This window comes from Bacillus sp. XF8, from assembly GCF_017498755.1.
Taxonomy (GTDB): domain Bacteria; phylum Bacillota; class Bacilli; order Bacillales; family Bacillaceae_G; genus Bacillus_A; species Bacillus_A bingmayongensis.
Genome location: NZ_JAGDQK010000005.1, coordinates 30,407 through 45,409 on the forward strand (window position 1 = coordinate 30,407; position 15,003 = coordinate 45,409).

At 35.1% G+C, this 15,003-nt stretch carries 21 protein-coding genes and 1 pseudogene; 5 read left to right on the forward strand and 17 right to left on the reverse strand.

Translation table 11 applies throughout. The features are described 5' to 3' along the window. Positions 1–154: 154 nt before the first annotated feature. Entirely contained in the window at positions 155–697 is a 543-nt protein-coding gene (locus J4P91_RS05465) for a peroxiredoxin (protein ID WP_207993188.1), read from the reverse strand. A 198-nt stretch (positions 698–895) separates the two neighbouring features. On the opposite strand from J4P91_RS05465, the gene J4P91_RS05470 reads away from it, so the two are divergent. After that, positions 896–1,528, forward strand: a complete 633-nt coding sequence (locus tag J4P91_RS05470; protein ID WP_207993189.1) for a VC0807 family protein — start codon at positions 896–898, stop codon at positions 1,526–1,528. 163 nt (positions 1,529–1,691) lie between these two features. Here J4P91_RS05470 and J4P91_RS05475 read toward each other — a convergent pair whose 3' ends face one another. The 9 genes and pseudogenes from J4P91_RS05475 to comGA form a co-directional block, all read right to left on the reverse strand. Continuing rightward, positions 1,692–1,892 carry a YqzE family protein gene (locus J4P91_RS05475; protein WP_207993190.1) on the reverse strand — a complete coding sequence of 67 codons (201 nt, stop codon included), beginning with the start codon at positions 1,890–1,892 and terminating at the stop codon, positions 1,692–1,694. Between the two features lie 39 nt (positions 1,893–1,931). Then, positions 1,932–2,429 (reverse strand): shikimate kinase, encoded by a 498-nt coding sequence (locus J4P91_RS05480; RefSeq protein ID WP_207993191.1) that lies wholly within the window; start codon positions 2,427–2,429, stop codon positions 1,932–1,934. Positions 2,430–2,597: 168 nt separating this feature from the next. Beyond that, a complete protein-coding gene (comGG, locus tag J4P91_RS05485; RefSeq protein WP_207993192.1) occupies positions 2,598–2,972 on the reverse strand; it encodes a competence type IV pilus minor pilin ComGG in 375 nt (124 codons plus the stop codon). Continuing rightward, positions 2,969–3,430 (reverse strand): competence type IV pilus minor pilin ComGF, encoded by a 462-nt coding sequence (gene comGF / locus J4P91_RS05490; RefSeq protein ID WP_207993292.1) that lies wholly within the window; start codon positions 3,428–3,430, stop codon positions 2,969–2,971. The genes comGG and comGF overlap by 4 nt, the downstream gene beginning before the upstream one ends. Further along, positions 3,423–3,734 carry a competence type IV pilus minor pilin ComGE gene (gene comGE / locus J4P91_RS28760; RefSeq protein WP_307802524.1) on the reverse strand — a complete coding sequence of 104 codons (312 nt, stop codon included), beginning with the start codon at positions 3,732–3,734 and terminating at the stop codon, positions 3,423–3,425. The genes comGF and comGE overlap by 8 nt, the downstream gene beginning before the upstream one ends. Next, positions 3,715–4,158 (reverse strand): annotated as a pseudogene (gene comGD / locus J4P91_RS05500) (competence type IV pilus minor pilin ComGD); the annotation flags it as partial. The pseudogene comGD and the gene comGE, both read right to left, overlap by 20 nt. After that, positions 4,155–4,460, reverse strand: coding sequence for a competence type IV pilus major pilin ComGC (gene comGC / locus J4P91_RS05505; protein ID WP_207993195.1), 306 nt, complete (start codon positions 4,458–4,460; stop codon positions 4,155–4,157). The gene comGC and the pseudogene comGD, both read right to left, overlap by 4 nt. Positions 4,461–4,473: 13 nt before the next feature. Then, the gene (comGB, locus tag J4P91_RS05510; protein ID WP_026049145.1) at positions 4,474–5,514 is read right to left on the reverse strand and encodes a competence type IV pilus assembly protein ComGB; all 1,041 of its coding nucleotides are present in this window, start codon (positions 5,512–5,514) and stop codon (positions 4,474–4,476) included. Then, positions 5,501–6,544, reverse strand: coding sequence for a competence type IV pilus ATPase ComGA (gene comGA, locus J4P91_RS05515; RefSeq protein WP_207993196.1), 1,044 nt, complete (start codon positions 6,542–6,544; stop codon positions 5,501–5,503). Before comGA ends, comGB begins: the two co-directional genes overlap by 14 nt. Before the next feature lie 205 nt (positions 6,545–6,749). On the opposite strand from comGA, the gene J4P91_RS05520 reads away from it, so the two are divergent. From J4P91_RS05520 to J4P91_RS05530, 3 genes are all read left to right on the forward strand, one after another. Then, on the forward strand, positions 6,750–7,445 hold the full coding sequence (locus tag J4P91_RS05520) for a helix-turn-helix transcriptional regulator (protein ID WP_207993197.1): 696 nt from the start codon (positions 6,750–6,752) through the stop codon (positions 7,443–7,445). Positions 7,446–7,583: 138 nt separating this feature from the next. Next, entirely contained in the window at positions 7,584–7,826 is a 243-nt protein-coding gene (locus tag J4P91_RS05525; protein WP_000440707.1) for a DUF2626 domain-containing protein, read from the forward strand. Positions 7,827–7,912: 86 nt separating this feature from the next. Continuing rightward, positions 7,913–9,328, forward strand: coding sequence for an L-cystine transporter (locus J4P91_RS05530; protein WP_279538557.1), 1,416 nt, complete (start codon positions 7,913–7,915; stop codon positions 9,326–9,328). Positions 9,329–9,490: 162 nt separating this feature from the next. On the opposite strand, the gene J4P91_RS05535 is transcribed toward J4P91_RS05530, so the two are convergent. Then, the gene (locus J4P91_RS05535) at positions 9,491–10,285 is read right to left on the reverse strand and encodes an endonuclease/exonuclease/phosphatase family protein (protein ID WP_207993199.1); all 795 of its coding nucleotides are present in this window, start codon (positions 10,283–10,285) and stop codon (positions 9,491–9,493) included. Positions 10,286–10,813: 528 nt separating this feature from the next. Next, complete coding sequence (locus tag J4P91_RS05540) at positions 10,814–11,029, reverse strand: DUF3912 family protein (protein WP_017150825.1); 216 nt, start codon at positions 11,027–11,029, stop codon at positions 10,814–10,816. Between the two features lie 234 nt (positions 11,030–11,263). Here J4P91_RS05540 and J4P91_RS05545 point away from each other — a divergent pair, with 234 nt between their 5' ends. Beyond that, entirely contained in the window at positions 11,264–11,575 is a 312-nt protein-coding gene (locus tag J4P91_RS05545; RefSeq protein WP_017150824.1) for a hypothetical protein, read from the forward strand. A gap of 42 nt (positions 11,576–11,617) precedes the next feature. On the opposite strand, the gene J4P91_RS05550 is transcribed toward J4P91_RS05545, so the two are convergent. The 5 genes from J4P91_RS05550 to J4P91_RS05570 form a co-directional block, all read right to left on the reverse strand. Next, positions 11,618–12,106, reverse strand: a complete 489-nt coding sequence (locus tag J4P91_RS05550) for a hypothetical protein (RefSeq protein ID WP_017150823.1) — start codon at positions 12,104–12,106, stop codon at positions 11,618–11,620. A 13-nt stretch (positions 12,107–12,119) separates the two neighbouring features. Beyond that, positions 12,120–13,097, reverse strand: a complete 978-nt coding sequence (locus J4P91_RS05555) for an HD domain-containing protein (protein ID WP_207993200.1) — start codon at positions 13,095–13,097, stop codon at positions 12,120–12,122. Positions 13,098–13,100: 3 nt separating this feature from the next. After that, positions 13,101–13,478, reverse strand: coding sequence for a nucleoside 2-deoxyribosyltransferase (locus J4P91_RS05560; protein WP_207993201.1), 378 nt, complete (start codon positions 13,476–13,478; stop codon positions 13,101–13,103). Between the two features lie 114 nt (positions 13,479–13,592). Beyond that, positions 13,593–13,895: a DUF3966 domain-containing protein gene (locus tag J4P91_RS05565; protein ID WP_243763734.1), complete on the reverse strand. Its 303-nt coding sequence runs from the start codon at positions 13,893–13,895 to the stop codon at positions 13,593–13,595. Positions 13,896–13,944: 49 nt separating this feature from the next. Further along, entirely contained in the window at positions 13,945–15,003 is a 1,059-nt protein-coding gene (locus tag J4P91_RS05570; protein ID WP_207993202.1) for an undecaprenyldiphospho-muramoylpentapeptide beta-N-acetylglucosaminyltransferase, read from the reverse strand.

Sequence of the window (15,003 nt, forward strand, 5' to 3'; positions counted from 1 at the left end):
AGTGAAACTTTAATCAGTGGGGGTTTTCTTCATCCCCACTGATTATCAGCCCGCATCAATCGGGCTTTTACGGGCAGTTGATCTCCCACCTAACTCCTTTGCTCTTGCTGAATTTTGAGGTGGGGGTCTTACTGCCCGCAAATAGCGGGATAAATTATAGAGTTTCTTGTCCTGGTTTCCAGTTCGCTGGGCAAAGTCCGCCTGTTTGCAGTGCTTGAAGAACACGTAATACTTCGTCTACTTCACGTCCAATATTGTTATGGTGTACAACTTGGTACATTAATTCGCCTTCTGGGCTAATGATAAATAATCCACGTAGTGCGATTCCTTCGTCTTCTAATAACACGCCGTATTCGCTTGATACAACATGGTTTGTATCCGCTGCTAATGGGTAACGTAAGTCGCCTAAACCATTTTTTGTACGATCTGTGTTAATCCACGCTAAGTGTGTGTGTACTGTATCTGTAGAAACACCGATTACTTCTGCATCTAAATCTTCGAACTCATCGTAGCGATCAGATAGTGCAATGATTTCTGTTGGACAAACAAAAGTGAAGTCCATTGGATAGAAGTATAATACTGTCCATTTATCATTTTTCATGTTTTTTTCTAAACTAACATTTTTAAATTCTTTATTTGGCATTACTGCATTCATTTCGAAACGTGGTGCTTGTTTCCCTACTAAACGTTTTGTCATATCTATATTCATCCTCCTGAAGCTAATTGAGATTAATTTCTAATTTATAATGATTACAATTTGTATTATATACAAGTTATCAAATTAAAGTCAACACTAAATTAAAATTATTTTAATTTGATTTCAATTATCAATTAATTATGTACAATATTCAGAAATTATATTGTAGAATATACCTATCACTTAAGGAGGCCTACAATGAATCAAAATAAGAAAGCTATATTCGACATTGTCTTTTATCTCATCTTCCCTTTTGTCCTTTGGAAATTTGCAAAAACACATATTGATTCTTATTATGCAATGCTTATTTCCTCCGTACCGGGAATTCTTTATACACTGTACTGCTTTAAAAAAGAAAAGCAGTTCAACATTACAGGGTTCTTTATTCTGATTACTCTCATTGCTAACACGACAGTAGACTTACTATCTGGCTCTGCTGAGCGAATGCTTTGGAATGACGCATATTACCATATCGTACTTGGATGCATTGTCATCTGTACAATCTTTATTAAGAAACCCCTCATGTTATATTTCGCAGCTGATATCGCAGCCTTGCAAGGACATGACCGAGATAAGAGTCGTGCCCTTTACCGCGATAAACGCATATATCCAGCACTGCAGTATTTAACACTATTTTTCGGTCTACAATTCATTTTAAAAAGCTTTTTAAAAATCTATTTCATCTCTGTTTTTGGTGTAGAAGGATATGGTGAAATGAGAGCAATCATGACCGCTGTTGGTTGGGGAATCTCCATATGTATTGGCATAGGATTTGTATGGGTAAATAATAAAATACACGCGGTAACTGAACAGAATGAGTCTACCCAATAAGGTATAAATTATCAAAAAAATAATAAAAATCCCCCGGCGCAACATTACGCCGAGGGATTTTTTATAGGTTGATCTGTCGAATCGATGACAAGTATACACTCATCTCCAAAATTTTACTATACCACTCAGCACCATTACTAGCGGTAAATCATTCCAATTTTTATTAACTTGTTTTCTTTCTTTTCTTCTTTACATTTTGATAAAACAAAGCTGCGCTAAGCGGCATCATACCAAACCATCTGTTTAAAAACGGTGCTTTTTCAGCACGGCGTTGTTCTTTCTTCTGCTTTCGATCCTCTTTGGGAGCATTCATATATGATACAAATTGTTGCGTCACAAAACGCACATAATCATTAGTAGACATATTATCATCACCTCTACTTGATTATTATGTCCACTTTTTTTACACATTAATCTTACAGAGTAGCTCTTCTATAATCTCTCCCACACTTTTATTTGTTGTATCAATATGTATATGGGCTTCTTCATAATATGCCCGGCGCCCCGCAAATTTCTCTACAAACGCTTCTATATTTTCTTTTTGAAATAATGGACGCGTTGTATCTTCACGTAGACGTTCTGCGATAACATACGGATCACAATATAAATACACAACCGTTCCGTTCTCTTTCATCCACTGGCGATTCTCTGCGCGTTCAACGATGCCACCACCAGTTGTAATGATTAAATTACTTGTAGGTAGCGAACGCAGCATTTCACTTTCGTATTCACGGAAACTGCTTTCTCCTTCTTCTGCAAAAATATCGCGAATGACCTTCCCTCGCTTCTCTTCGATTTTCTGATCTGTATCTACAACTGGAATATGAAGTTGCTCACTTAGCAGCTTCCCAATTGTTGTTTTTCCGGCTCCCATAAATCCTGTTATGTAAATGGACTGCATTTTGTTACCTCTTTTCTGTCAATTTGGTCATTGTTTAATTATTTGTATTATAACGAAATATGGGCTGATGTGGTTTATTTTATATACTACTTGCGCAAATTAGTAAAAAAACGTTTTGTCCTTAATTTTGTATCAAGAACAAAACGTAATGGTAATGAAACTTCTTCCTCATCGCTCTTCTACCCAGTTCATAACTCTTTTATTTGTTTTATCGTACTGAAAGTTCACCTTATAGAGACGTTTTTGTTTCGTCATACACTGCAATGTAACAAATACAATTTCATTTTCAAATACATAGTTGCCACTCGCTTCACCATTTTCATATTGAAATGAAAATACATCATTTTGTTCTTTTGCCTGCAAATCTTTCTTTATAGAGGCAACTGCTTGATCAATAATCTCTTCTAACAAAAATTTTTGTTGCGTCTCCTTATATAATCTTTGATCAGATTGCAACATATTTATTTCATATATAAAGAATGAAAACAGTAAGAAAAGAAGAATTAATGTTCCTGGCATCGCAAACCCATCTTGTTTTCTCATGTTTTCAACTCAATAGGTGCGTAACGCGTTGCTACACCGTGGTACATTTTACCGCTTATATCTTGCACATGTATAGTTAATATATTAGGTGTTAAATCATAAGAAACCGAACTTACCTTTTGTAATATAATTTCCATCCCTAGCGTATTTACTTTTCTCACGATATTATTTCCTAACACTTCATACGTTACGTTAGCACCATTACTCATTTGAAAAAGGAGTAGATCTTCTTGATTCTCTAACTCGACACCTTTCCCCATTTGACTCTCCCGAAATTCTAATTGTACTTGCTCCATGAACACATCCCATTCCCAACTATTTATTTGTCTCGAATATGGTTTCTCGATAAATAAACTATGGAGGCGCGGCATAAGGAGAAAGAAAATAGATAAAAACAATAAACATAACAGCATTTCTAGTAACGTAAATCCTGCTTCTCCCTCTCTACTTTTATACATGGCGACATTGTTCCATTCTTTTTTGTTTGACATCTTCCCAAATTGCACAAACCTCTTCTCCTCGCCAATGCGTCTGATATAGAACACCATCTACTGTCTCCTCTTTTTGCTGCTTCGGTCGATTTTGATACATATATAGTGCTGCTTCCTTCTTCAACAATACATGTGCTTTATACCGAAATTGAATATTTTTTCTTTCTTGCATAATTAGGAGTGTTTGCGGAAGCAACAGTGACACAGCCATCATCAATAAACTTAACGATGCGAGCATTTCGAGCATAACCGATCCTTTTTGGCACTTCACGATACGTAAATCTCCCTCTCCCAAGTTGAAATACAATTTCATAGGTGCGCGAGCGATAAGAAAGTAGAATTGTACCACCTTGGTTTATATTTCCATTCGCATTATAGGTCATTGGATTTGGAAAAGTATTTAAATCAATCTTTATATCACGTTCATATTCCCGAATAAAAAGGGAACGTTTGTCACCAGATTCCCAAATGCTATACATATGTTTTTCAGGGCTCCATCGTAACATATGAAGATTCCGGCGGTTTATAGCTAACTGCTGCATATACAATATATCTTGTGAAAATTGTTTTAAAAACTGTTCAACTTTTTGCCTTTCATATAATGGTGCAACGTTAAAATAAGTAACAACACTCAATATCGAAATGATGGATAGAACGAGGAGCATCTCTAAAAATGTAAATCCCTTTTGTTTCACGATTTGCCAACAACGGATACTGTACCATCGTCACTTGAAATACTAATTTGCTCCCCTTTTGGACACGTTGTGGAAGTAATGTACTTGTCTTTCACTAATTCGTTGATGGTTGGTATCTTATTATGTTGTAATTGATAAGCCTGCACTTGCGCTTCGACCGATTTTACGTAAGCATCACAACCTTTTCCTTGTACAGAAGAACGCTGTGAAATAACGTTTGGAATGATTAGTAACAGTAATACGGATATGACAACCATAACCAATAACATTTCTAAAAGTGTAAATCCTTTTTCATTCATCATTTAAACTAACCCCCTAAATAGAATTCATCATTTGAAACATTGGCATAATCATCGCTAAATACATAAGGACAACAATGATTCCGATACATGTAAACAAAAGTGGTTGAATAATGACTAAAATACGGTGAATCTTTCCTTCCATTTTTTCAATCGTTAATTCGCTATAATCTCCTAATTCTGTCGCTAAATTCCCATTCGCTTGTCCATGCGCAACCACGTAAGACAGTTCACGCTCGTAGTAACTGCTTTTCATAATAATAGAATCCAACTGTTCGCCCGCAATTAATAACTCTTCAATCCGAGTCGCTTCACATTGAAAAAATGGATGATGTTTTTGTTCAATCATTAACGTTAAGGCTTCGAGTACCGATAATCCGCCTTGTAATAAGCCGCTTAATTGAACAGAGAAATAATGAGAATTTGTTAAAATAAGAAATGTTTTTATAAGGGGAATCCGAATCATAATATTCATTCTTTGAACTGGGGGAAGTTTTTGTATATAAAACACATATATACATGTTACTAAAACGGTGCAGAGAAAAAATCCTCCGATCATGTACGGAAGTATTCGAATTAAGAGCATAATATGATCGGTAAATGTGACGGAAGAGGAACGCAAGGAACTATATAATGTTTCAAATTGTGGAAGCAAAACGAAATTGAATACAGCAAGTATTCCTATTAGAAAAAGAGATAAAAATATCGGATAGCGGAGTACCTTCATCATATCTTTTTGATGTTTATCTTTTCTATACAGTAGTACACTTCCTTGTTGCAATGCAAAAGAAATATCCCCATGCCGCTGTGCATAAAATAAATAACTTAATATGTCTGGATGAAACATGAGTTGGTGAAAAGCATCGTGAATACTTCGACCATTTTTTAATTCCTCTGCAATATGTTGTAATTGAATTTGCTTTTGAGAAGATAGCTGAAATTGCAAAAACTCTAACGCTTGTAAAAGCGAATAACCCTTTTCTAACAATTCTCCAAGCCTTCTTAATAACAAGACCTGTTCATGTAATCGCCACCCTTTTCGTTCAAACATAAACATCCTCTTCTAAAAAGCCTAAAGCATACCCTTTTCTTATACATGATTGTAATGTTTCATAATGATAAGTTACACGCTCTCCATTTGCTTCACGAATAGCTTGTTTCAATTCATAGCCATATAACAACTCATAAACGCTTGCTTGCCGCACTTGCCTCATTGCTTTACATAACGGTGAACATTTCCCTTTGCAAAATGGACACTTCAATTCAACAAGGCGCTGCGCTGCCACAGCGAGCAATGATTGTTCAATTTCTTGCCGCGTAATCCCATAATCCATCAAACGCAGCACAGCTCCTCTTGCATCGTTTGTATGCAGCGTTGTCATTACTAAATGTCCTGTTAAACTTGCACGCACAGCTACTTTCGCTGTTTCTTCATCACGAATTTCACCGACTAAAATAATATCAGGATCATGGCGCAAAATCGCTTTTAAACCTGTTGTATACGTGATACCTGCTTTTTCGTTAATTTGAATTTGTAATAAACCATCCTTTCGCTTTTCGATTGGATCCTCAAGTGTAACAATTCGACGCGTTTGTCCCTTTTTAGCTACCTCTAACAAAGCGTACATTGTCGTTGTTTTTCCAGATCCTGTCGGCCCAGTAAACACGAGTAATCCATGAGAATGATGTACAAAAGAGAGAAGTGTTTTTGCAGAGCTGGGAAATAAAGAAAGCTGGGAAAGCGGTTGAACCGACGCTTGCAAGTGCAAACGAATGACGAGACTTTCTAAATACACAGTTGGCAGTGTAGAAAGACGCAAGTGCACTTCTTGTCCATCAATTTGTAAATACAATGATCCATTTTGCGGCTTACGTCTTTCCCCTATATCCATAGATGCTAAAAATTTAAAATGCGAAACAAGTCTTTCTCCAAATTCTTTTCCAATACAATGCTTCGTTACTAAATCTTTTCCAATACGCAATTGTATGACTGCATCTTCTTGTCGCGGCACGATATGTAAATCGGATGCCTGTAATGCACATGCTTCTTTCATAATTGTATTAGCAAAATGCTCAACACCATTCATAATTATCCCCTCCTCACTATGTATATACCATGGAGAGATACATAAGAAAAATCGTGACTTTCGCGTTTTCCCTTCCTCAAAAAGGAAAAATATGTTTGTGAAATTATGAACAATTTCTGAATTATTGACCAAAATTACCTATATGCAACTTTATCTGTATTATAATGTTAATATCTTGGATAAAGTGATAAAGGTGGAGATCCTCATGGAACAAGCTTTAAAAATTACAGGTGTACTATCTGATCCAACTCGTTATTATATTTATAAATATATTTCTCAAAAACATAGTTACGTAACTGTACAAGAAATCGCAGATGAATTTAATATCCATCCAAACGTAGCCCGTCTACATTTATCAAAATTAGAAGATGTTAATATGTTGAGATCTGAAACGAAGAAAACGGGAAAAGGCGGAAGACCAAGTAGATTATATGTATTATCTGAAGACTTAATTCAGCTGCAATTCCCATTTCGTGATTATCAATTATTAGCGAAAATCGCTTTTAATTCACTGCTTAGTCTCGGCGTGGCCGGTGAAAAAGCATTATATGAAACAGGCAAACAATTTGGTAAAGAAGTAATGGAACAACATATGCAGCGTTTAAATGTTAATGAAAATTCATTAACATTGGAACACAAAGTTCAAATTGCAAAAGAAGCATTATCAACTGCTGGCCTATCTCCTTCATTTGAATTAAGCACAGATGGCACACAAATTTTCTATGATGTGTACAATTGCCCATTTAAAGAAGTTGCTGTTCATCATCCTGAAGAAATTTGCAATATGCATAGCGATATGATGAAGGGAATTTTTGAAATCCTATTCCCAAACATGGAATTAACACGACATGATAACTTATTAGACGGATGTAAATCTTGCAACTACAAAGTTCATCTATAATTTCTTCATATGAAAATGTGTCAAAAAGAAGTCAATCACATGTGGCTTCTTTTCTTTTTTCGCAAATATTTACAATAGTAAGAAAAATAAACTATAATGAAGAGAGGTTTACTTTTTTTAGAAAAGGAGGGAGATTGCATGGAGCGCATGTTTCGCGTTCTCGGCTTTTGGACTGGAATTTTCTCAGTTATGTTTTACCTAGGGGATATGTACGCAACTGCACTATTATTTTTAGGACAAACAGGATTCTTCGTACTTTTAAGTTATTTAAAATTAACAGAGCGTATGTATATATACGTATTTGGGGCATATTTAACTGTTTTCTTCATTGGATTTACATACTATACAACATTTCTACTTGTCCCTGGAGCTGGGCATTAAAAAGATGGCAAATTGCCATCTTTTTTATTTTTTCTAATTACCTAGTTGACTTATAGGTTTTCTTGAAATATATTTTATATAACAGATTGGAATTAGGGGGAATCAACATGCATACACTGCTAGTCGGAATTAACATTGCGGTCATGCTTATATTAGTCGGCATATTGTATTATATGCAACGCAAGCATGTATCTTTTAATAAACGCGTATTTACTGCTTTAGGGGTCGGAATTACATTTGGTCTTATCTTACAATTTATCTATGAACCTACTTCTAAAGTTATTATTGATTCAAATAACTGGTTTAGCATAATCGGTAGTGGCTATGTAAAACTGCTACAAATGATTGTTATGCCACTAATTTTAGTTTCTATTATCTCAGCATTTACGAAGTTAAAATTAACAAAAAATCTTGGTAAAATTAGCGGACTTATTATCGGAATTTTAATTCTTACAACTGGAATTGCTGCCGCTGTTGGTATCGCTGCAAGCGCAGGGTTTGACGTTCAAGCAACTGGCTTACAACAAGGTGATGCAGAAACAGCTCGCTTAAAATTAGTGGAAGAAAAATTTAGTTCAATTGAACAAACACCCATTCCACAAAAATTATTGGAATTATTACCTACAAATCCATTTCTTGATTTAACTGGTGCACGTCCAACTTCAACAATTTCTGTTGTAATCTTTGCGGCGTTCATTGGAATTGCCTTTATCGGTGTAAAAAGAAAATATCCAGAACAAGCAGAGTTATTTAAGAAAATGCTTGATGCTGTTTATGCAATTGTAATGCGTATGGTAACGTTAATTTTACGCCTGACTCCATACGGCGTATTAGCACTTATGACAAAAACAGTCGCTGGCAGTGATGTGAATGCTATTTTAAAACTCGGTAACTTTGTTTTAGCATCTTACGTAGCACTTATCGTTATGTTTGTTATTCACTTATTATTAATTGCTCTATCCGGTTTAAACCCAATTCAATATTTAAAAAAGGTATTCCCGGTCTTAACATTTGCCTTCACTTCTCGCTCTAGTGCAGGTGCAATGCCATTAAATATTGAAGCACAAAAAGAGAAACTTGGTATTTCAGAAGGAATTGCAAACTTTGCCGCTTCCTTCGGGGTATCTATCGGTCAAAACGGTTGCGCAGGTATTTATCCAGCTATGCTGGCGATGATGGTCGCTCCAACGGTAGGAATTGATCCATTACAACCACAGTTTATTTTAACGTTAATCGCTGTTGTCGCTGTTAGCTCATTCGGTGTTGCCGGTGTAGGCGGCGGAGCAACATTCGCAGCATTAATCGTACTTTCAACAATGAACTTACCAATCGGAATTGTTGCTCTTGTTATCTCAGTTGAGCCATTAATTGATATGGGGCGTACAGCTCTTAATGTCAGTGGATCAATGACAGCAGGTCTTATTTCTAGTAAATGGCTTGGTGAATTAGATCATGAGACGTATAATCAAGAGGATGTTAAAAACGAAGAAGTTGCATCATAAGAAAAATTAAATTGAGACTTCCATTTTAAAAATGCTAAAAAACAAAGGACTCTAACATACTAGTGTTAGAGTCCTTTATTTTTTTCTACCATTAAAAAATAGCATAATATTTAAATTTTTACATTTATCTAACTTACATTACCGGCAGTTCCTTATTAGCAGTTAGTTCTTGCCTAACCCATGATTAGATAGCGTTTTTTTTGTCAGCACAAGCTCTGCAGTAATTGGTAAATGATCCGATGCAAAAGTGTCTATAACTTCCCCAGTACGAATTTTCACATCTTCAGATGTAAAAATATAATCGATGCGACGATTTGGGTTATCTACAGGAATAGTATAGTCCCCATCTTGACCAAGTACAGCAAATACATCTTTATATTGTTCCGTCATCTTCAACATTTCTGCACTTTCAGGTGTAGCATTGAAGTCTCCCACAAAGATGCTCGTTCCTTCTTTTTGCTTTGCTATATCAAGTATCTCTCTAATTTGTAGATTTCTTTGCTCGGCTCTTTTATTGTCAAGGTGTGTATTGTAAAAGTGAACGTGATTTCCTTTCACGTTAATCACAGTTTCCAAAAGACCGCGCTGCTCTGTCGGGTTTACTGGATATAAAATGTTAGTGAGCAGATGATTTTGGGAAGAAAGGATCGGATATTTGCTTAACACGGTCGTTCCATATTGCCGACGATGCTCTCCTCCTTGTAAAGGTTCATAATCAAGATTTGCAGCATATGTATACTTCATTCCTAAATAATTTGCTAACCATTTCGCTTGATCTTCAAAATTACTGCGCTCCGAAAAATGATTATCTACTTCTTGCAAGCCAATAATATCAGCATCTGATTGTTTAATAACCTCTGCAATTCTTTTCAAGTCCAAAATAGCATCTGTACCTTCTCCATGATGAATATTATAAGACATAACTTTAATGTCAGTTTTATTACCTCTTTCGAACATTAGAGGTTCTGCCGCAAGTATTTTACTGTTGTACGAGAACAGAGAAATAATGGACAGCAATAAAAGAACAGGAAAAATAAATGATTTCTTAAACAAATCTAACACCCTCTCAAAATTTTCTATTAAACTACTTTTAAAGAATAAAATACTTTTATTATAAAAATATTGGAATTTTGTAAAATCAATGTAAAAGTGCTTTTGATTTGACAACCTTGAAAAACTCATATGTAAACAAAAACAATATTACCCTTTAATGGAACCTTTTATGATGAATATGATTTTCATATGAAGTTTCCATAACACATCATTATCGTTAGAAACAAAAATAGATTTCATTTTTTATTTCTCTTTACCAAATTAATTATTTTATTATGTAAAAAGAATGAGGATACATGCTCTTATATTGAACATAGTATCCTCCAATGATTATAAGCTATTGATGCATGTCAAAACTTCTTTCTATTATTCAAAACGAACCTTTTCTCGCACAAAATAAAAATTAACGTTTCACTTCACAGCCCGTCCCTTTTACAAATAGCCATTTTGCTCGCACCATTCATGAAATTGCCGCACATCTACGCCTACTAAAACAATATCTTTTAGCTCTACATCGATGTTTTGACCGTCAATCACAATTATAAAATTTGGTTCTTCCTGCTTTTCTTTTTGCTTTATAATGCCAAGTCGATTTCGATATGGCCCATCCTTTACATATGCTTTTTGTCCTGTAATATCAAAATTCAAGATTCTCACCTCTTTTACTGCGCTCAACTTGAAAATACGTTTCCTTTCATTGCACTATTTCTCTATATATATGATGAAACAGTAAAAGAGTCCTTCCTTTATTACAATTATTTTTTGTTTGTATCATTTTTGTGAATTATACGTAAAGATTAGGAGAAAACGCATTTGGAAACGCTTTCTCGGACTTATTTCGTGTTATAATAGAAAAGCAGAACTTCGTAAAGAGGGAGAAAAATGGATATAACAATTATTACAAAAGTAATCGAAGCATTAAAATCATATGGATTTCAAGATGTAACATACTGCGAAGAAACAAAACAGTTCTTATTTCATAATCAAACCGATATCATGAGCGGCTATGCAGAAATCACATACAGCAATCAATTTGAAAAATTTAACGTGCAAATTCATCCAATTGAAACGCACCATCAAGCAGAGTTGCAAGAAGTTGAAAAGCATATTCAATCTTGTATACGAAAAGTTGAGTATTTGAATGCACTTCTTACAGGACAAAAAAAATTAACTGACAAAATTATTATTATGTAAAAAAAGAACGTGAAGCCCTCACGTTCTTTTTCATTTTTACTACTATATACCCATCTTCTCTTTCAATTGTAAACCAGTAACAGACTCTAATACATCCATTGCTTCTCCAATTGTCATATCAAAAATTGTCTTATCTTCTATATACGGAAACTGTTTAAATCGTTTTTCTAACATTTTTACTGCATCCGATGAAAATACTGCACTATCTATCCCAAATTCTGTTTCAAGCAAAACAATCCAATCTAAAATATGAAATCCTAATCCATTTACAAATGAAATGAGCTTTTCTTCAGGTTGCGCAGATAAAAATACGTAACGTTCCATTTCACCAAAAAGTTCCTCACCTAAGATTTCTGCTAATTCCTCATCATGTTCACGATTAACAATCTCTTCATACCCATAATCATCAACAAGTTCTTCTACTTCTTCTCCGTCCATACAAAGTAACTGACTACGTAGTGCATCTTTTTTAAATTCACTTTTCTGTACAACTTCTAAGAAGCTTGTTTCCCATCCTTGTTCTAATTTCATATATATAACTCCTTTATGCCTTCTTTATTTTTAAATATATATTTTTATTGAAGCTCTCTTTCGCTTTTTGATTACACAGCCTTACATGTTCAGATAAACTAGACGCCTTATATATTTTACCATTCCTATAGACAGACGGATCAATTAAGCGTTCCTTCCCACCTAGGTAACAAATATCGTACTCCTGTTCATTCTCTTCTAATAATACATTTGGGTGCAAAGTACTCAATAAATTCGTTACCTCTTCAACCTGACAATTTTTTAATTTTTGGAGCAGTGTCTCATCATCAAGAAGAAAGTCTTCAATATGTATCACATGTTTTTCTAGCGCAATTTGCAGTACATTTGTTAGTACATAATAGCTGTAGGAACCTAATGGATGTAAAAAGAAATCCAGTGTTTCTTTATAATACACCTCAGTAAACCACTCTGCTGCCTCTATGGTACTAAGGCAAATTTGTTGTTCACGAACAATTAATTGCTTTAAAAATGTAAAAACTTCTTGTTTTGAAATCATTCCATATGTATGTAAATCGCGAAGTGTATAATCTATACGATCCGCACATAAAGCTGGTAATGGTTGTTCCAACAGCATCCATTGTTCCCAGTTTTGAAGCATTTTAGAATCATACCCATACTTTTGTAAAATAAGAGGGATATCTGAGTTTTCAATGACTGTATCAAAAATATGTTCATGATAGTCTTCATCTTTTTTATGTAATACACGATCTACAACGTGTGAAAAAGCAGTATGTGACACATCGTGAAGCAATGCTGCAATTTGTTCCGCTTCACCCCCACCCAGCATTTTTACAAGAAGCATAACTCCAATTGAATGCTCATAACGAGTTACATTCCACTCTGGTTTTACAAGAAAGCTCGCTCCAACTTGATGAATTTTCTTCAACCTTTGCATAGCTTTTGTTCGCACAAGTTCTTCTAATACGCCGTCTATTTCAAAATTACCGTATATCGTATCATAAATCTGCATGATCTATGCGTCTCCTTTATTCATGACGTATGAAATAAACTCCTCCAGTTCTCCTTGAAAAATACTCACTTCTGGTAAATGGTAAAACGTTGTTTGCAGCGGGTTGTTTTTATGGTACAAATAAACTTTCTTTTCTAAAGCAATCGCCATACCAAGCTCCGTGTGACTCCCGTTTCCGCCATCTAATAAAAGTAGAAAAACATCAGCCTTTTGTATCGCCTGCTTTTCAGCCTGACCAATCTTCTGTAATTGTTCTCTATTCGTTGCTCTTTCATTTTGAGTCCAATCATATGTATGGCGCCATCCTGCTTCTTGCAATTTATTCGCTACAAATTGAACAAGATGTTTATTTTGAAAACCTGAGGCAATATAGAAATTCATATGAATTAGCTCCTTATTTATAAAAACAGCAGGGAAACTCCTTTTTTAGCGTTCACGATAATATATAGAGGAGGATCTTGCAACAGCTCGCAAAAAAGGCCCCACCTTCAAAACTTACTTTGCGTTTAAGTGGTGGGATGCCTGATGGTCCTCTTTTATTTTTTGTTTTTTATCACTTTCATCGGCTAACATTTCTAACTCGGCTGTTATTTCCGATTTTTGCAAGTTTCGTTCTTGTGAAAATTTCCTTGAAATGTAAACAATAACACTACCAACATACAAAACAAAACATATAATCAGAGCAGTATTTTCATAGAGACTCAGCTCCAACACAGTCACTCCTAATCCATTCGTATTTTCACGCTCAAAGAACTGGAATTCCCCTATTAAATCTCTGTTATTGTAACATAAATACAGCAATTCTTCGAACCTTTCATTCTACTAAAAAAGACATGATTTTTTAAAATCATGCCTCCGTAATATATTTCATAATGGTCTGTACTGCTTCTTTCCCACTATACTTTTTTAATTCTTTTTTATACTTTGCACAATTATGATTTAACTCTTGTATATGCTCCATAAGGGATGTCACTGTTACATTTTCTTCATATAAAACCGATGCATACCCTTGTCTTTCAAACGATTGTGCATTCAAAATTTGATCACCGCGGCTTGAAGCTTTCGGTAATGGAATTAAGATCATAGGCTTTTGCAATGTTAAAAATTCAAAAATTGCATTTGATCCAGCACGTGAGATGACAAAATCCGTTGCTCCTAATACATCTGGTAATTCTCCGTGTACATATTCAAATTGTCTATACCCTTCTATGCTTTGTAACTTCTCATCTAGATTTCCTTTTCCGCATAGGTGAACAACTTGATAATTTTTAAGAAGCTCTGGCAATGCTTCTCGTACTGTTTCATTGATTTTCTTCGCTCCTAGACTACCGCCCATAACCGTGATAACGGGTTTTCTAGCATGGAATCCAAGAAAGTGTAATCCTTTTTCACGATTTCCACGTAGCACTTCTTCCCTCACAGGTGAACCTGTATAAACCACCTTTTCTTTTGGCAAATGCTGCGCAGCTTCTTCAAACGTAACAAATATTTTCGAAGCAAAGCGGAGTGCAATTTTATTCGCTAGCCCTGGCGTCATATCGGACTCATGTAACAAAACTGGAACACGGTTTAGCCATCCACCAACTACTACTGGTACAGATACAAAACCACCTTTTGAAAAAATAACATCCGGTTTTAATTTTCGTATTCGCACATAAGCATCCATTACACCCTTCATAGCCAGAAAAGGATCTTTTATATTTTTCAAATCAAAATAACGGCGCAACTTTCCGCTCGCTATACCATAGTACGGAATTCCTTCGTTCTCTATAATCGTTTTTTCAATCCCTTGATAAGAACCAATATAAGAAATATCCCAGCCCTTTTCTTGCAAATGTGGAATAATTGCTAAATTTGGCGTCACATGCCCCGCCGAACCACCGCCTGTAAAGACTATTCTTTTCAT